The 20,193-nt window shown below is 65.4% G+C and carries 1 protein-coding gene and 2 pseudogenes; all 3 read left to right on the plus strand.

The window, feature by feature from the left end; all coding sequences use genetic code 11:
- Positions 1 to 43 precede the first annotated feature (43 nt).
- Positions 44 to 15,656, plus strand: a pseudogene (locus tag G6N50_RS29560) (amino acid adenylation domain-containing protein); the annotation flags it as partial.
- A gap of 123 nt (positions 15,657 to 15,779) precedes the next feature.
- A pseudogene (locus G6N50_RS30170) lies at positions 15,780 to 16,274 on the plus strand (condensation domain-containing protein); the annotation flags it as partial.
- Positions 16,213 to 20,193, plus strand: coding sequence for a non-ribosomal peptide synthetase family protein (locus G6N50_RS30175; protein ID WP_408632522.1), 3,981 nt, complete (start codon positions 16,213 to 16,215; stop codon positions 20,191 to 20,193). The pseudogene G6N50_RS30170 and the gene G6N50_RS30175, both read left to right, overlap by 62 nt.

Genomic DNA, 20,193 nt, shown 5'->3' on the forward strand with positions numbered 1-20,193 from the left:
TCCCGATGAGCGGATGCTTCCGCTGACACGGGGACAGCTGGATATATGGCTCGCGGAGGCAACCGGCCGCTTTGGTGCCAAGTGGCAGTTGGGCGTGCTTCTGCGAATCGACGGCACGATCGACCGCGGTTTGCTCGAGTCGGCGATCCGTCAAGTTGTGTACGAGGCCGAACCACTTCGCGCCGCCTTCTTCCAGGTCGACGGCCAAGTGTTCCAAAAGGTGGTTGAGTACCCGGACATTGACCTCGCGTGCCACGATCTGATGGGGTCGCAGGATCCTGCGCAGGACGCTTACCGGCTGGCGTCATCGATCCAGCAAACGCTGATGCCGCTGAGCGGCACGCTGTTTAAATTTGCGTTGCTGCAGACAAAGGTTGACGAATTCTATTTGTTCGCGTGCTGCCATCACATAGTCGTCGACGGAATCGGCCTTGCACTCGTTTGTCATCGAATCACAGATGTCTATTCTGCAATTGCTTCGGGCGCTCAGATTTCGCCTGCTTTTTTTGGTTCACTAAGAGAGCTGATCGATTGCGAGTTGGCGTACGAGGCATCCGACGATTACCTCGATGACCAGACCTATTGGACGGAAAACCCTCCGCCGGAAAGTGAATCGCGTTCCTGGTTCGCGCACGTTGCAGACGGGCGTGATCCTGGTGAGTCTTCTGCGCCGGTTCAATTAGACCCTTCCGTCGTTGCCGGGATCGACGAGTTGTCGCGGGCGCTGGGGGTGCGCCGGTCGTCCGTGATTACGGCGGCGTGCGCGCTGCTGGTGCACGGGTGTCACACCGAGGGTTCGAAGGTAGCGCTGGATTTTCCGGTAAGCAGGCGGGTACGTCCGGAGGTACAGACGGTCCCCGGAATGATCTCCGGGGTAGTGCCTCTGGTGTTCGAAGCTGCGCCGGGATCCACGGCCGCTGGTTTTTGCGCACACGTCGACGCGCGAATCCGGGAAGCGCTGCAGCATCAGCGTTTCCCGGTTCACACTGTCGAGACTGCGGGGCGTTCGCGTATCCCAGGGGAGCTGTCGAATAGGGTAGTCGTCAATTTCATTCCGGCAGCCCACATGTCGCATTTCGCCGATGCTGCGACAACGGCGACCCTGACTCACTCGGGGATCGTCGATCAATTTGGGCTGGCCTTCTTCAGGGACGAAGACCGGCTTTTTCTTACCACCCAGGGTGCCGGCCAGTTGTTCCCCGATTGTGGTGTCCGCGATTTAGCGGGGCGTTTGGAGCGGCTGTTGGCCGCCCTGATCACCGGGCCCACGCGTCGGTTGTCATCGATGGATTTGCTGGATCAGGTCGAGCATGTCCGCCTGGATGGGTGGGGCAACCGCGCGGCGTTGACCGGCGCGGTGACGACGGCGGTGTCGGTTCCGGTGTTGTTCGCCGGCCAAGTCGCGCGGGCCCCGGAAGCGATGGCGGTTACCTGCGAAGGCCGTTCCATGACGTATCGGGAGCTGGACGAGGCTGCTAACCGGTTGGCACACTTGCTGATTAGCCGGGGAGTGGGGCCGGGGCAGTGTGTTGCCCTGGTGTTGGAACGCTCAGCGCAGGCGATCGTGGCGATTCTGGCTGTGCTGAAGACCGGGGCGGCGTACCTGCCGATCGACCGCGCCCTGCCCGATGCCCGGATCGATTTCATGCTCACCGATGCCGCGCCGGCCGCCGCCATCACTACCGCCGGACTGGCCGACCGGCTGGGCGGGCGTGATCTGGCGGTCATAGATGTCAACGACCCCGATGTGGACGCCCAGTCCAATACCGCTTTGCCGCCGCCGCAGCCCGACGACATCGCCTACTTGATCTACACCTCGGGCACGACCGGCGTGCCCAAAGGGGTGGCCATCACGCACCACAACGTCACCCAGCTGTTGTCGACTCTGACCCTCGGTTCGGCGCCGGGCCGGGCGTGGACCCAATGCCATTCCTATGCCTTCGACTTTTCGGCGTGGGAGATCTTCGGCGCGTTGCTAGGTGGTGGGCGGCTGGTCGTGGTGCCCGAAGAGGTGACCGCCTCACCGGAGGATTTCCACGACGTACTGATCCGCGAACAAGTTAGCGTGTTGAGCCAAACCCCTTCTGCCGCGGGCATGTTAACGCCACAGGGGCTGGAATCGGTGGCTTTGCTGCTGGGCGGTGAGCCTTGTCCGGCAGAGCTGGTCGACCGTTGGGCACCCGGGCGGGTGATGCTCAACGCTTACGGTCCCACCGAAACCACGGTGTGTGCGGCGATCAGTGCGCCGTTGAAGCCGGGCTCGGACGTGGTGCCGATCGGTTCGCCGGTGTCGGGCGCGGCGTTGTTTGTGCTGGATGGATGGTTACGTCCGGTGCCGGCCGGGGTGGTGGGGGAACTGTACGTGGCCGGTGCCCGGGTGGGGTGCGGTTATTGGCGCCGGTCCGCACTATCCGGATCGCGGTTCGTGGCGTGTCCGTTCGGCGGGGCCGGAACACGGATGTATCGCACCGGGGATTTGGTGCGGTGGGGTGCAGACGGGCAGATGCAGTATCTGGGGCGTGCCGATGAGCAGGTCAAGGTCCGCGGGTATCGCATCGAGCTGAACGAGGTGCGGACGGTGTTGGCCGGGCTCGACGGGGTGGAGCAGGCGGTGGTGGTTGTCCGCGAGGACCGCCCCGGCGGCAAGCGTCTGGTGGGTTATGTGACCGGGACCGCCGACCCGGCCGAGATGCGCGCCGCGCTGACCGAGCGACTCCCCGCCTATATGGTCCCGGCGGCGGTGGTGGTGTTGGAGGCGCTGCCGTTGACGGTCAACGGCAAACTCGATACCCCTGCCCTGCCGGCACCGGAATACACCGATGGCGGGTATCGGGCCCCGGGCAGTGCGGTCGAGGAAATTTTGGCCGGGATTTATGCGCAGGTGCTCGGGGTCGAACGGGTCGGGGTGGACGACTCGTTTTTCGAGTTGGGTGGCGATTCGCTGTCGGCGATGCGGTTGATCGCGGCCATCAATGCCGGTGTGGATGCTGGCCTTTCGGTGCGTGCGGTGTTCGAGGCGCCCACGGTGGCGCAGTTGGTGCTGCGGATTGGTGAGGGCGCGGATCGGTGGCAGCCGTTGGTGGCGGGGGAGCGGCCGGCGGTGGTTCCGTTGTCGTTTGCCCAGAACCGATTGTGGTTCCTCGACCAGTTCCAAGGGCCGTCACCGGTCTATGTCATCGGGGCGGCGTTGCGGCTGCGCGGGCGGCTCGGTGCCGTTGCGTTGGGTACGGCGTTGGCCGATGTGGTGGCCCGCCACGAGAGTCTGCGCACGCTGTTCCCGGCCCCCGAAGGCATACCCCAACAGGTGGTGGTGCCGGTTGAGCGGGCCGATTTCGGCTGGCAGGTCATCGATGCCAGCGGCTGGCCGACACCGCGGTTGAATGAAGCCATCGACTCCGCTGTGCGGTACCCGTTTGATCTGGCGGTCGAGATCCCCTTACGGACAACACTTTTCCGTATCTCCGACGACGAACACGTGTTGGCGGTCGTGGTGCACCATATTGCCGCTGATGGCTGGTCGTTGGGGCCGTTGGTGCGCGATCTGGGCGTCGCCTATGCCAGCCGGTGCGCCGGGCATGCGCCGGGGTGGGCTGCATTGGCGGTGCAGTACGCCGATTACACGTTGTGGCAGCGCACGCAGCTCGGTGATCTCGATGACAGCGATAGTCCCATCGCGCACCAACTTGGGTATTGGCAGGACGCGCTGGCGGGGATGCCCGAGCGGCTGGAGTTGCCGACTGATCGGCCCTATCCGTTGGTGGCCGATTATGCCGGTGCCGCTGTGGCGGTGGAGTGGCCGGTCGAGTTGCAGCAGCGGGTGGCTCGGGTGGCAAGGGAGCATAACGCGACCAGTTTCATGGTGGTCCAAGCCGCGCTGGTGGTGTTGTTATCCAAGCTCAGTGCGAGTTCTGATGTGGCGGTGGGGTTCCCGATCGCCGGCCGACGTGATCCGGCGCTTGACGAGTTGGTCGGGTTTTTCGTCAACACGTTGGTGTTGCGGGTGGATCTGGCCGGTGATCCCAGTGCGGCGGAGGTGCTGGGCCAGGTGCGTCGGCGCAGCCTGGCCGCCTACGAACACCAGGACGTGCCTTTTGAGGTGCTGGTGGAGCGGCTCAACCCGACCCGAAGTTTGACCCATCATCCGTTGGTGCAGGTGTTATTGGCCTGGCAAAACAACGGCACCCCGGAACTGGGCTTGGGTGATCTGCAGATGAGCGCGTTGCCGGCCGATACCCACACCGCCCGGGTGGATTTGGCGTTCTCCCTGTCCGAACAATGGGACGAGGCCGGTGCGCCGGCGGGGATCGACGGGACGGTGGAATTCCGCACCGACGTCTTCGATGCGGCCAGCATCGAAGTACTCGTCGAGCGTTTACGGCGAGTATTAATCGCAATGACCGCCGACCCAACGCGGCGGCTGTCGTCGATCGATGTGCTCGACGCGGCCGAGCGTGCCCGCCTGAACGAGTGGGGCAACCGGGCGGTGTTGACCCGGCCCGCACCGGCACGGGTATCGGTTCCGGTGTTGTTCGCTGACCGAGTCGCGCGCGCTCCCGAGGCGATCGCGCTGAGCTTCCAGGGCCGCTCCATGACGTATCGGGAGCTCGACGAGTCCTCAAATCGGTTGGCGCACTTGCTGATTAACCGGGGTGTGCGGCCGGGGCAGTGTGTGGCGCTGGGTTTGGAGCGCTCGGCCCAGGCGATTGCCGCGATGCTCGCGGTGTTGAAAGCGAGGGCGGCCTACCTGGCGATCGACCCCGCCCTGCCTGATGCCCGGATCGAATTCATGCTCACCGATGCCGCTCCGGTTGCCGCTATAACTACCACCGATCTGGCCGGGCGGCTCGACAGGCACGAACTTACGGTCATCGATATTGACGACCCCGCCGTGCACACCCAACCCAGCACCGCTTTGCCGCCGCCGCACCCAGGCCACATCGCCTACCTGATCTACACCTCGGGCACCACCGGCGTACCCAAAGGGGTGGCCATCACCCACCGCAACTTGACTCATCTAGCGGCGTCATTGCCGACGCATCTGCCGGTGGCGCAAGCATGGACGCAGTGTCACTCGTATGCCTTCGACTTCGCAGTGTGGGAGGTATGGGCTGCGTTGCTAGGTGGTGGGCGGTTGGTCGTGGTGCCCGAAGAGGTGGCCGCCTCGCCGGAGGACTTCCACGCCTTACTGATTGCCGAACAGATCAACGTCCTCACCCAGACCCCTTCTGCCGCGGGCATGTTGTCGCCCTGCGGGTTGGATTCGGTGGCCTTGCTGCTCGGTGGCGAGACCTGCGCGGCCGAGTTGGTGGACCGCTGGGCGCCCGACCGAGTGGTGATCAACGCATACGGCCCCACCGAAGCCACGGTGTATGCATCGATGAGTGCTCCGCTTGCAGTCGGGACCGGTGAGGCACCCATCGGGTCACCGGTAGCGACCGCGGCGCTGTTTGTTCTCGACGACTGGTTGCGGCCGGTGCCGGTGGGCGTGGTCGGTGAGTTGTATGTGGCGGGCCGGGGCGTGGGGATCGGGTATGTGCGCCGGGGGGATCTGACGGCGTCGCGGTTTGTGGCGTGTCCGTTCGGTGGGGTCGGCACGCGGATGTATCGCACCGGGGATTTGGTGCGGTGGGGTGCTGACGGGCAGTTGCGGTATCTGGGGCGTGCCGATGAGCAGGTCAAGGTCCGTGGGTATCGCATCGAGCTGGGCGAGGTGCAGGCGGCATTGCTTGCGCTGCAGGGGATCGACCAGGCGGTGGTGATCGCCCGCGAAGACACGCCCGGCGACAAGCGTCTGGTGGCCTATGTGACCGGGACTGCCGATCCGGCCGAAGTGCGTATTCAGCTGGTCGAGCGGCTCCCGGCCTATATGGTGCCGGCGGCGGTGGTGGTGTTGGCGGCGTTGCCGTTGACGGTCAATGGCAAGCTCGACAAGCGCGCCTTGCCGGCACCGGAGTACGGCGCGCAGGCGTATCGGGCCCCGGGCAGTGCGGTCGAGGAGATTGTGGCCGGTATTTATGCGCAGGTGCTGGGGTTCGAGCGGGTCGGGGTGGACGACTCGTTTTCGAGTTGGTGGCGATTCGCTGTCGGCGATGCGGTTGATCGCGGCCATCAATACCACTGTGGATGAGGGCCTTTCGGTGCGTGCGGTGTTCGAGGCGCCCACGGTGGCGCAGTTGGTGCTGCGGATTGGTGAGGGCGCGGATCGAGTGCAGCCACTGGTCGCGGGGGAGCGGCCGGCGGTGGTTCCGTTGTCGTTTGCCCAGAATCGATTGTGGTTCCTCGCCCAGCTGCAGGGTGCCTCGGCGGTCTACAACATGGCGGCGGCGTTGCGGCTGGACGGGTCCCTGAACGCCGACGCGTTGGGTGCGGCGTTGGCCGATGTGGTGGGCCGCCACGAGAGTCTGCGCACGTTGTTCCCTGCGGTCGATGGGGTTCCGCAGCAGGTGGTGGTGCCGGTTGAGCGCGCCGATGTCGGGTGCGTTGTTGATAGCACCGGTTGGGCGGTAAGCCAGCTGAACGAGGCCGTTAACGCGGCGGCGCGCTATACGTTTGATCTGGCTGCCGAGATCCCGTTACGGGCAACGCTTTTCCGTGTCGCCGACGATGAGCATGTGTTGGTGGTGGTGGTGCACCATATCGCGGCTGATGGCTGGTCGTTGGGGCCGTTGGTGCGCGATCTGGGCGTCGCCTATGCCAGCCGGTGCGCCGGGCGCGCGCCGGGGTGGGCTGCATTGGCGGTGCAGTACGCCGATTACACGTTGTGGCAGCGCACTCAGTTGGGGGATTTGGCCGATCCTGACAGCCGGATCAACGCACAGCTGGCCTATTGGCAGGACGCGTTGGCGGGGATGCCTGAGCGGCTGGAGTTGCCGACTGATCGGCCCTATCCGTTGGTGGCCGATTATGTCGGTGCCGCTGTGGCGGTGGGGTGGCCGGCGCAGTTGCAGCAGCGGGTGGCTCGGGTGGCTCGGGAGCATAACGCGACCAGTTTCATGGTGGTCCAGGCTGGCCTGGCGGTGCTGCTGTCCAAGCTCAGTGCGAGTTCTGATGTGGCGGTGGGGTTCCCGATCGCGGGGCGGGGTGATTCAGCACTCGATGAGTTGGTGGGGTTTTTCGTCAACACGTTGGTGTTGCGGGTGGATCTGGCCGGTGATCCCAGCGTGGCGGAGGTGCTGGGTCAGGTGCGTCGGCGCAGCCTGGCCGCCTATGAGCACCAGGGTGTGCCTTTTGAGGTGCTGGTGGAGCGGCTCAACCCGACCCGAAGTTTGACCCATCATCCGTTGGTGCAGGTGTTGTTGGCCTGGCAAAACAACGGCACCCCGGAACTGGGCTTGGGTGATGTACAGGTCACGCCGTTGCCGGTCGACACCCATACCGCCCGGGTGGATTTGGTGTTCTCCCTGTCCGAACAATGGGACGAGGCCGGTGCGCCGGCGGGGATCGACGGGACGGTGGAATTCCGCACCGACGTCTTCGATGCGGCCAGCATCGAAGTACTCGTCGAGCGTTTACGGCGAGTATTAATCGCAATGACCGCCGACCCAACGCGGCGGCTGTCGTCGATCGATGTGCTCGACGCGGCCGAGCGTGCCCGCCTGAACGAGTGGGGCAACCGGGCGGTGTTGACCCGGCCCGCACCGGCACGGGTATCGGTTCCGGTGTTGTTCGCCGACCAAGTCGGGTGCGCTCCCGAGGCGATCGCGCTGAGCTTCCAGGGCCGCTCCATGACGTATCGGGAGCTCGACGAGTCCTCAAACCGGTTGGCGTACTTGCTGTGCGACTACGGAGCCGCCCCGGGACAATGCGTGGCGCTGCTGTTCCCCCGGTGCGCGCAGGCCATCGTGGCGATGCTGGCGGTGCTCAAAACCGGGGCGGCCTATGTGCCGATCGACCCCGCCCTGCCCGATGCCCGGATCGACTTCATGCTCACCGACGCCACGCCGATTGCCGCGATCACCACCACCGATCTGGCCGGGCGGCTCGACAGGCACGACCTTGCGGTCATCGACATCGACGACCCCGCCGTGCGCACCCAACCCAGCGCGGCGCTAGCGCCGCCGCAGCCTGACGATATTGCCTACCTGATCTACACCTCCGGGACCACCGGCATGCCTAAGGGCGTGGCCGTCACCCACCGCAACGTCACCCAACTCTTGGCGTCACTCGACCTCGGCTCGGCGCCGGGTCAGGTGTGGGCGCAGTTCCATTCCTATGCCTTCGACTTCTCGGTCTGGGAGATCTTTGGTGCGCTACTTGGGGGTGGGCGGCTGGTCGTGGTACCCGAAGAGGTGGCCCGCTCACCGCAAGACTTCCACGCCTTGCTGGTCACCGAGAAAGTCACCGTCTTAAGCCAGACCCCCTCGGCCTTTTATGCGTTACAACGTGCCGATGTGCTACAGCCCGCGTTGAGCGGTCAGCTAAAGCTTGAGACTGTGGTTTTCGGCGGCGAAGCGCTGGAACCACAACGCCTCGCCACATGGCTGGTCACTCACCCGGGACTACCGAGCCTGATCAACATGTATGGCATCACCGAGACGACGGTGCATGCTTCGTTCCGGCAAATCGTCGACGGTGACGTCGAGATCAATGCCAGCCCCATCGGGGTGCCGTTGGGTCATTTCGGTTTCTTCGTCTTGGATGGGTTGCTGCGGCCGGTGCCGGTGGGCGTGGTCGGTGAGTTGTATGTGGCGGGCCGGGGCGTGGGGATCGGGTATGTGCGCCGGGGGGATCTGACGGCGTCGCGGTTTGTGGCGTGTCCGTTCGGTGGGGTCGGCACGCGGATGTATCGCACCGGGGATTTGGTGCGGTGGGGTGCTGACGGGCAGTTGCGGTATCTGGGGCGTGCCGATGAGCAGGTCAAGGTCCGTGGGTATCGCATCGAGCTGGGCGAGGTGCAGGCGGCATTGCTTGCGCTGCAGGGGATCGACCAGGCGGTGGTGATCGCCCGCGAAGACACGCCCGGCGACAAGCGTCTGGTGGCCTATGTGACCGGGACTGCCGATCCGGCCGAAGTGCGTATTCAGCTGGTCGAGCGGCTCCCGGCCTATATGGTGCCGGCGGCGGTGGTGGTGTTGGCGGCGTTGCCGTTGACGGTCAATGGCAAGCTCGACAAGCGCGCCTTGCCGGCACCGGAGTACGGCGCGCAGGCGTATCGGGCCCCGGCAGTGCGGTCGAGGAGATTGTGGCCGGTATTTATGCGCAGGTGCTGGGGTTCGAGCGGGTCGGGGTGGACGACTCGTTTTTCGAGTTGGGTGGCGATTCGCTGTCGGCGATGCGGTTGATCGCGGCCATCAATACCACTGTGGATGAGGGCCTTTCGGTGCGTGCGGTGTTCGAGGCGCCCACGGTGGCGCAGTTGGTGCTGCGGATTGGTGAGGGCGCGGATCGAGTGCAGCCACTGGTCGCGGGGGAGCGGCCGGCGGTGGTTCCGTTGTCGTTTGCCCAGAATCGATTGTGGTTCCTCGACCAGCTGCAGGGTGCCTCGGCGGTCTACAACATGGCGGCGGCGTTGCGGCTGGACGGGTCCCTGAACGCCGACGCGTTGGGTGCGGCGTTGGCCGATGTGGTGGGCCGCCACGAGAGTCTGCGCACGTTGTTCCCTGCGGTCGATGGGGTTCCGCAGCAGGTGGTGGTGCCGGTTGAGCGCGCCGATGTCGGGTGCGTTGTTGATAGCACCGGTTGGGCGGTAAGCCAGCTGAACGAGGCCGTTAACGCGGCGGCGCGCTATACGTTTGATCTGGCTGCCGAGATCCCGTTACGGGCAACGCTTTTCCGTGTCGCCGACGATGAGCATGTGTTGGTGGTGGTGGTGCACCATATCGCGGCTGATGGCTGGTCGTTGGGGCCGTTGGTGCGCGATCTGGGCGTCGCCTATGCCAGTCGGTGCGCCGGGCGCGCGCCGGGGTGGGCTGCATTGGCGGTGCAGTACGCCGATTACACGTTGTGGCAGCGCACTCAGTTGGGGGATTTGGCCGATCCTGATAGCCGGATCAACGCACAGCTGGCCTATTGGCAGGACGCGTTGGCGGGGATGCCTGAGCGGCTGGAGTTGCCGACTGATCGGCCCTATCCGTTGGTGGCCGATTATGTCGGTGCCGCTGTGGCGGTGGGGTGGCCGGCGCAGTTGCAGCAGCGGGTGGCTCGGGTGGCTCGGGAGCATAACGCGACCAGTTTCATGGTGGTCCAGGCTGGCCTGGCGGTGCTGCTGTCCAAGCTCAGTGCGAGTTCTGATGTGGCGGTGGGGTTCCCGATCGCGGGGCGGGGTGATTCAGCACTCGATGAGTTGGTGGGGTTTTTCGTCAACACGTTGGTGTTGCGGGTGGATCTGGCCGGTGATCCCAGCGTGGCGGAGGTGCTGGGTCAGGTGCGTCGGCGCAGCCTGGCCGCCTATGAGCACCAGGGTGTGCCTTTTGAGGTGCTGGTGGAGCGGCTCAACCCGACCCGAAGTTTGACCCATCATCCGTTGGTGCAGGTGTTGTTGGCCTGGCAAAACAACGGCACCCCGGAACTGGGCTTGGGTGATGTACAGGTCACGCCGTTGCCGGTCGACACCCATACCGCCCGGGTGGATTTGGTGTTCTCCTGTCCGAACAATGGGACGAGGCCGGTGCGCCGGCGGGGATCGACGGGACGGTGGAATTCCGCACCGACGTCTTCGATGCGGCCAGCATCGAAGTACTCGTCGAGCGTTTACGGCGAGTATTAATCGCAATGACCGCCGACCCAACGCGGCGGCTGTCGTCGATCGATGTGCTCGACGCGGCCGAGCGTGCCCGCCTGAACGAGTGGGGCAACCGGGCGGTGTTGACCCGGCCCGCACCGGCACGGGTATCGGTTCCGGTGTTGTTCGCCGACCAGTCGGGTGCGCTCCCGAGGCGATCGCGCTGAGCTTCCAGGGCCGCTCCATGACGTATCGGGAGCTCGACGAGTCCTCAAACCGGTTGGCGTACTTGCTGTGCGACTACGGAGCCGCCCCGGGACAATGCGTGGCGCTGCTGTTCCCCCGGTGCGCGCAGGCCATCGTGGCGATGCTGGCGGTGCTCAAAACCGGGGCGGCCTATGTGCCGATCGACCCCGCGCTGCCCGATGCCCGGATCGACTTCATGCTCACCGACGCCACGCCGATTGCCGCGATCACCACCACCGATCTGGCCGGGCGGCTCGACAGGCACGACCTTGCGGTCATCGACATCGACGACCCCGCCGTGCGCACCCAACCCAGCACCCCATTACCGCTACCGGACCCCGAAGACATCGCCCACATCATCTACACCTCCGGGACCACCGGCATGCCTAAGGGCGTGGCCGTCGCGCAGCACAACGTCACTCAGCTATTCAACTCACTGGAAATCGGGGTGGAGCTGGCGCCGGGTCAGGTGTGGGCGCAGTTCCATTCGTATGCCTTCGACTTCTCGGTCTGGGAGATCTGGGGCGCGCTGATGCACGGTGGGCGGCTGGTCGTGGTACCCGAAGAGGTGGCCCGCTCACCGCAAGACTTCCACGCCTTACTCGTTGCTGAACAGGTCAGCGTGCTTACCCAGACTCCGTCGGCGGTGGGGGTGCTCTCACCTGACGGGTTGGGGGCGGCGGCGTTGGTGATCGGCGCCGAGCCCTGCCCTCCCGAGTTGGTAGATCGGTGGGCACCCGGGCGGGTCATGGTCAACGTCTATGGTCCGACCGAAACCACGATGTGGGCATCCAAGAGCACACCGCTTGCAGCGGGGTTGGGGTTCCCACCTATCGGTTCGCCGGTGACGGGCGCCGCCTTTTTTGTGCTGGACGACTGGTTGCGGCCGGTGCCGGTGGGCGTGGTCGGTGAGTTGTACCTGGCGGGCCGGGGCACGGGGTCTGGATACTGGCGCCGGTCCGCGTTGACCGGCTCGCGGTTTGTGGCGTGTCCGTTCGGTGGGACCGGAGTACGGATGTATCGCACCGGGGATCTGGTGCGGTGGGGTGCTGACGGGCAGTTGCGATATGTCGGGCGTGCCGATGAGCAGGTCAAGATCCGTGGGTATCGCATCGAGCTGGGCGAGGTCCAAGCCGCACTTGCCGAACTCGATGCGGTGGAGCAGGCGGTGGTGGTCGTCCGCGAGGACCGTCCCGGCGACAAGCGTCTGGTGGCCTATGTGACCGGGACTGCCGATCCGGCCAAAGTGCGCACCCAGCTGGTCGAGCGGCTCCCGGCCTATATGGTCCCGGCCGCGGTCATGGCATTGGCGGCGTTGCCAATGACCATCAACGGCAAGCTCGACAAGCGCGCCCTGCCGGCACCGGATTACCAGGATGCCGATCGATACCGTGCCCCAGACACTCCGGTCGAGGAGATCCTGGCCGGGATCTATGCCCAGGTACTCGGGTTCGAGCGGGTCGGGGTGGACGACTCCTTCTTCGAGTTGGGTGGCGATTCGCTGTCGGCGATGCGGTTGATCGCGGCCATCAATACCACTGTGGATGAGGGCCTTTCGGTGCGTGCGGTGTTCGAGGCACCCACGGTGGCCCAGCTGTCGCTGCGGATTGGTGAGGGCGCGGATCGAGTGCAGCCACTGGTCGCGGGGGAGCGACCGGCAGTGGTTCCGTTGTCGTTTGCCCAGAATCGATTGTGGTTCCTCGCCCAGTTCCAAGGGCCGTCACCGGTCTACAACATCGTGGCGGCGTTGCGGCTGGACGGGTCCCTGAACGCCGACGCGTTGGGTGCGGCGTTGGCCGATGTGGTGGGCCGCCACGAGAGTCTGCGCACGTTGTTCCCTGCGGTCGATGGGGTTCCGCAGCAGGTGGTGGTGCCGGTTGAGCGCGCCGATGTCGGGTGCGTTGTTGATAGCACCGGTTGGGCGGTAAGCCAGCTGAACGAGGCCGTTAACGCGGCGGCGCGCTATACGTTTGATCTGGCTGCCGAGAGCCCATTACGGGCAACGCTTTTCCGTGTCGCCGACGATGAGCATGTGTTGGTGGTGGTGGTGCACCATATCGCGGCTGATGGCTGGTCGTTGGGGCCGTTGGTGCGCGATCTGGGCGTCGCCTATGCCAGCCGGTGTGAGGGGCGCGCGCCGGGGTGGGCTGCATTGGCGGTGCAGTACGCCGATTACACGTTGTGGCAGCGCACTCAGTTGGGGGATTTGGCCGATCCTGACAGCCGGATCAACGCACAGCTGGCCTATTGGCAGGACGCGTTGGCCGGGATGCCCGAGCGGGTCGAGTTGCCGACTGATCGGCCCTATCCGTTGGTGGCCGATTATCGGGGTGCCAGTGTGGTGGTGCAGTGGCCGGCGCAGTTGCAGCAGCGGGTGGCTCGGGTGGCAAGGGAGCATAACGCGACCAGTTTCATGGTGGTCCAGGCTGGCCTGGCGGTGCTGCTGTCCAAGCTCAGTGCCAGTTCTGACGTGGCGGTGGGGTTCCCGATCGCGGGGCGGGGTGATCCGGCGCTCGATGAGTTGATCGGATTTTTCGTCAACACGCTGGTGTTGCGGGTCGATCTGGCCGGTGACCCCAGCATGGCGGAGGTGCTGGGTCAGGTGCGTCGGCGCAGCCTGGCCGCCTATGAGCACCAGGACGTGCCTTTTGAGGTGTTGGTGGAGCGGCTCAACCCGACGCGGTCGTTGACCCATCAACCCCTGGTGCAGGTGCTATTGGCCTGGCAGAACCTTCCCTGGCGCAGTAGCGATCCCGCCGCCCGCCTGGTATTGGGTGATCTGCAGGTCACGCCGTTGCCGGCCGACACCCACACCGCCCGAATGGATTTGGTGTTCTCACTGTCCGAACAATGGACCGAGGACGGTGCGCCGGCGGGGATCGGCGGGGCAGTGGAATTCCGCACCGACGTCTTCGATGCGGCCAGCATCGACACACTCGTCGAGCGGTTCGAGCGGGTACTGCACGCAATGACCGCCGACACCACCCGGCGGCTGTCCTCGATCGATGTGCTCGACACGTCCGAGCACACCCGCCTAGCTGAGTGGGGCAACCGCACGGTGCTGACCCAGCCCGCACCGGCACGGGTATCGATCCCGGAGTTGTTCGCCGCGCAGGTGGTGCGTGCACCCGAGGCGATCGCACTGACCTTCCAGGACTACTCGCTTACCTACCGCGAGCTTGACGAGGCCTCAAACCGGTTGGCGCACTTGCTTTCCACCCACGGGGCGAACCCCGGTAACTGTGTGGCGCTTTTGTTGGAGCGTTCAGCCCAGGCTGTCATGGCGATTCTGGCGGTGCTCAAAACCGGGGCGGCCTATGTGCCGATCGACCCAGCGTCGCCGTCGGCGCGGATCGGGTTCATGCTTACCGATGCCGCGCCGGTCGCCGCGATCACCACCGCTGATCTGGCCGGGCGGCTCGACGGGGATGACGTGGTGGTGCTTGACGTCAACGACCCCGCCGTGCGCACCCAACCCAGCGCGGCGCTAGCGCCGCCGCACCCGGACGATATCGCCTACTTGATCTACACCTCCGGGACCACCGGTGTCCCCAAAGGGGTTGCGGTCAAGCACCACAACGTGACCCAGTTGCTGACATCACTGAATGGGGGCCTGCCGCGCGCGGGGGTGTGGTCCCAGTGGCATTCGTTGGTCTTCGATGTCTCGGTATGGGAGATTTTCGGCGCGCTGCTGCGCGGCGGGCGGTTGGTCGTGGTGCCCGAAGAGGTGGCGCGCTCACCGGAAGACCTTCACGCCTTACTGGTCGACCAACGGGTCAGTGTGTTAAGCCAGACCCCTTCTGCCGCGGGAATGTTGTCGCCGTGCGGGTTGGAATCGACGGCGTTGGTGGTGGCCGGTGAGGCGTGCCCGCCCGAGTTGGTGGACCGGTGGGCTACCGGGCGGGTGATGATCAACGCCTACGGCCCGACCGAGACGTGGTACCCGGCGATCAGTGCGCCGTTGACACCTGGAGCAGGAGTGCCACCAATCGGCTCGCCCGTAGCGGGGGCGGCCTTCTTTGTGCTGGACGGATGGTTGCGGTCGGTGCCGGCTGGGGTGGTCGGGGAGTTGTATCTGGCCGGTGCCGGGGTGAGCTTTGGTTACGTGCGCCGTCCCAGCTTGACTGGGTCGCGGTTTGTGGCGTGTCCGTTCGGTGGGGTCGGCACGCGGATGTATCGCACCGGGGATTTGGTGCGGTGGGGTGCTGACGGGCAGTTGCGGTATCTGGGGCGTGCCGATGAGCAGGTCAAGGTCCGTGGGTATCGCATCGAGCTGGGCGAGGTGCAGGCGGCATTGCTTGCGCTGCAGGGGATCGACCAGGCGGTGGTGATCGCCCGCGAAGACACGCCCGGCGACAAGCGTCTGGTGGCCTATGTGACCGGGACTGCCGATCCGGCCGAAGTGCGTATTCAGCTGGTCGAGCGGCTCCCGGCCTATATGGTGCCGGCGGCGGTGGTGGTGTTGGCGGCGTTGCCGTTGACGGTCAATGGCAAGCTCGACAAGCGCGCCTTGCCGGCACCGGAGTACGGCGCGCAGGCGTATCGGGCCCCGGGCAGTGCGGTCGAGGAGATTGTGGCCGGTATTTATGCGCAGGTGCTGGGGTTCGAGCGGGTCGGGGTGGACGACTCGTTTTTCGAGTTGGGTGGCGATTCGCTGTCGGCGATGCGGTTGATCGCGGCCATCAATACCACTGTGGATGAGGGCCTTTCGGTGCGTGCGGTGTTCGAGGCGCCCACGGTGGCGCAGTTGGTGCTGCGGATTGGTGAGGGCGCGGATCGAGTGCAGCCACTGGTCGCGGGGGAGCGGCCGGCGGTGGTTCCGTTGTCGTTTGCCCAGAATCGATTGTGGTTCCTCGCCCAGCTGCAGGGTGCCTCGGCGGTCTACAACATGGCGGCGGCGTTGCGGCTGGACGGGTCCCTGAACGCCGACGCGTTGGGTGCGGCGTTGGCCGATGTGGTGGGCCGCCACGAGAGTCTGCGCACGTTGTTCCCTGCGGTCGATGGGGTTCCGCAGCAGGTGGTGGTGCCGGTTGAGCGCGCCGATGTCGGGTGCGTTGTTGATAGCACCGGTTGGGCGGTAAGCCAGCTGAACGAGGCCGTTAACGCGGCGGCGCGCTATACGTTTGATCTGGCTGCCGAGAGCCCATTACGGGCAACGCTTTTCCGTGTCGCCGACGATGAGCATGTGTTGGTGGTGGTGGTGCACCATATCGCGGCTGATGGCTGGTCGTTGGGGCCGTTGGTGCGCGATCTGGGCGTCGCCTATGCCAGCCGGTGCGCCGGGCGCGCGCCGGGGTGCATTGGCGGTGCAGTACGCCGATTACACGTTGTGGCAGCGCACTCAGTTGGGGGATTTGGCCGATCCTGACAGCCGGATCAACGCACAGCTGGCCTATTGGCAGGACGCGTTGGCGGGGATGCCTGAGCGGCTGGAGTTGCCGACTGATCGGCCCTATCCGTTGGTGGCCGATTATGTCGGTGCCGCTGTGGCGGTGGGGTGGCCGGCGCAGTTGCAGCAGCGGGTGGCTCGGGTGGCTCGGGAGCATAACGCGACCAGTTTCATGGTGGTCCAGGCTGGCCTGGCGGTGCTGCTGTCCAAGCTCAGTGCGAGTTCTGATGTGGCGGTGGGGTTCCCGATCGCGGGCGGGGTGATTCAGCACTCGATGAGTTGGTGGGTTTTCGTCAACACGTTGGTGTTGCGGGTGGATCTGGCCGGTGATCCCAGCGTGGCGGAGGTGCTGGGTCAGGTGCGTCGGCGCAGCCTGGCCGCCTATGAGCACCAGGGTGTGCCTTTTGAGGTGCTGGTGGAGCGGCTCAACCCGACCCGAAGTTTGACCCATCATCCGTTGGTGCAGGTGTTGTTGGCCTGGCAAAACAACGGCACCCCGGAACTGGGCTTGGGTGATGTACAGGTCACGCCGTTGCCGGTCGACACCCATACCGCCCGGGTGGATTTGGTGTTCTCCCTGTCCGAACAATGGGACGAGGCCGGTGCGCCGGCGGGGATCGACGGGACGGTGGAATTCCGCACCGACGTCTTCGATGCGGCCAGCATCGAAGTACTCGTCGAGCGTTTACGGCGAGTATTAATCGCAATGACCGCCGACCCAACGCGGCGGCTGTCGTCGATCGATGTGCTCGACGCGGCCGAGCGTGCCCGCCTGAACGAGTGGGGCAACCGGGCGGTGTTGACCCGGCCCGCACCGGCACGGGTATCGGTTCCGGTGTTGTTCGCCGACCAAGTCGGGTGCGCTCCCGAGGCGATCGCGCTGAGCTTCCAGGGCCGCTCCATGACGTATCGGGAGCTCGACGAGTCCTCAAACCGGTTGGCGTACTTGCTGTGCGACTACGGAGCCGCCCCGGGACAATGCGTGGCGCTGCTGTTCCCCCGGTGCGCGCAGGCCATCGTGGCGATGCTGGCGGTGCTCAAAACCGGGGCGGCCTATGTGCCGATCGACCCCGCCCTGCCCGATGCCCGGATCGACTTCATGCTCACCGACGCCACGCCGATTGCCGCGATCACCACCACCGATCTGCGTCCGCGACTGGACAGCTGGGATGTGCCGGTGGTGGATGCCTGCGATGGCGCTCTCGGGGCTCAGCCCCGTACCGCCCTCGCGGTGCCGGCGGCGGAGAACATCGCCTACATCATCTACACGTCGGGTACCACGGGAGCCCCGAAAGGTGTTGCCATTCCGCACTACAACGTCGCCTGGCTGATCGAGTCACTTGATCAAGCGCTGCCACCGGGGCGCGTGTGGACGCAGTGTCATTCCTCCGCCTTCGACTTTTCGGTCTGGGAGATCTGGGGTGCGCTGCTGGAGGGTCGGCGGTTAGTGGTGGTGCCGGAGTCGGTGGCCGCCTCGTCGGAGGACTTCCGCGCGTTGCTGGCCGCAGAAAAGGTCAGCGTGTTGACCCAGACACCGTCATCGGTGGCGATGCTGCCGGCGGAGGGGTTGGAGTCGGCTGCGTTGGTGGTGGCCGGGGAGGCCTGCCCGACTGAGGTGGTGGAGCGGTGGGCGGCGCCGGGGCGGGTGATGGTCGATGCCTACGGACCGACAGAAACCACGGTATGTGCCTCGATCAGTACGCCACTGGTCCCGGGTTCGGCGGTGCCGATCGGTTCGCCGATCTCGGGTGCCGCAATGTTCTTGCTGGACAAGTGGTTACAGCCGGTGCCGACCGGTGTAGTCGGAGAGTTGTACCTGGCCGGTCGCGGAGTGTCCGTAGGGTACGTGCGCCGGGCCGGGTTGACGGCGTCGCGATTTGTGGCCTGTCCGTTCGGCGGGCTGGGAACACGGATGTATCGCACCGGCGACCTGGGTCGGTGGGGTGATGACGGGCAGGTGCAATACGTTGGGCGCGCCGATGAGCAGGTCAAGATCCGCGGTTACCGCATCGAACTCGGCGAGGTGCAGGCGGCATTGCTTGCGCTGCAGGGGATCGATCAGGCGGTGGTGATCGCCCGCGAAGACAGGCCCGGCGACAAACGGCTGGTGGGCTACATCACCGGGACCGCCAACTCTGCCGAGATCCGCGCTCAGCTGACCAACCGGCTCCCGCCCTACATGATCCCGACCACGGTGATGGTGCTGGAGACACTGCCGCTGACACCCAACGGCAAACTCGACACCCACGCCCTGCCGGCACCCGAATACCAGGATGCCGACCGCTACCGCGCCCCGGCCAGTCCTCTCGAGGAAACCCTGGCCGGCATCTACGCCCAGGTACTCGGGCTCGAGCGCGTCGGGGTCGACGATTCCTTCTTCGATCTCGGTGGCGACTCGCTGTCGGCGATGCGCCTGATCGCCACCATCAACACCAGCCTGGATGCCGACTTGGCGGTGTCCACCGTGTTCCACGCGCCGTCGGTGTCATGCCTGAGTCAGCAGTTGGAGAGCGATGGCGGCTCGATGGAAGCAACCCCGCTTACCGGCCCCAGCTTTGCGTCCGTGCACGGCCGCAACGCCGTTGAGGTCTACGCGGGCGATCTCACGTTGGACAAGTTCATCGACGCCGCAACCCTGAACGGCGCGCCGACGCTGCCCGGACCGAGCGCCGAGGTGCGGACAGTCTTGCTGACCGGGGCGACCGGTTTCCTTGGGCGGTATCTGGCCCTGCAGTGGCTCGAGCGCATGGAATCGGTCGGCGGCATCCTGATCTGTCTGGTGCGAGCGGAGTCCAACGAAGATGCGCGGCGGCGTCTGGAAAAGACGTTCGACAGTGGCGACCTGAAACTATTACGCCACTTCCAGGAGTTGGCTGCCGATCATCTGCAGGTCATTGCCGGCGACAAAAGCGAGGCGAACTTGGGCGTGGACGAGCAGACCTGGCAGCGGCTGGCCGCCACCGTCGATCTGATCGTCGATCCCGCGGCCGTGGTCAGCAGCGTTCTGCCCTACGCCGAGCTGTTCGGGCCCAACGTAGTGGGGACCGCCGAACTGATCCGGTGCGCTCTCACTACGAAGCTCAAGCCTTACATCTACGTGTCGACGGCCAACGTGGGCGACCAGATTGAGCCGTCGGCGTTCACCGAGGATGCCGACATCCGCGTCATCAGCCCCGCGCGGATCAACAACGGCGGCAACGTCAACGGCTACGGAACCAGCAAATGGGCCGGCGAGGTGCTGCTGCGCGAGGCCAACGACCTGTGCGGGCTGCCGGTCACAGTGTTCCGTTGCGGCATGATCCTGGCCGGCACCACTTATGCGGGTCAGCTGAACGTGTCGGACATATTCACTCGGATGGTGCTGGGCCTGGTAGCCACCGGCATAGCGCCGACTTCGTTCTACCCCGTTGGCGCCCAAGGTAATCGGCGACGGGAACACTTTGACGGGTTGCCCGTCGAATTCGTCGCCGAGGCGATCACCACGCTGGGTGCTCGGGCAATCGATGGGTTCGACACCTATCACGTGATGAATCCGCATGACGACGGCATCGGAGTCGACGAGTACGTCGACTGGTTGATCGAGGCCGGTTACCCGATCGAGCGCATCGATGACTTCGGGGAGTGGTTACAGCGGTTTGAGACCGCCCTGCGTGCCCTGCCGGAACGACAGCGTCAGCACTCGCCGCTGTCGGCGTTGCCGTTGCGAAACTCCAATCATTCGATCGAATTTCGGCCGGCACGACCGGCGCGCGGCTTCCTCGCGTCGGCCGACCGATTCCGTGCTGCGGTGCAAGAGGCGAAAGTCGGCCCTGACAAGGACAGCCCGGACATCCCGCACGTCTCGGCACCGATCATCATCAAATATGTGACCGACCTACAGCGGCTCGGATTGCTTTAG

This window comes from Mycobacterium mantenii (assembly GCF_010731775.1).
In the GTDB taxonomy this organism is placed as follows: Bacteria; Actinomycetota; Actinomycetes; order Mycobacteriales; family Mycobacteriaceae; genus Mycobacterium; species Mycobacterium mantenii.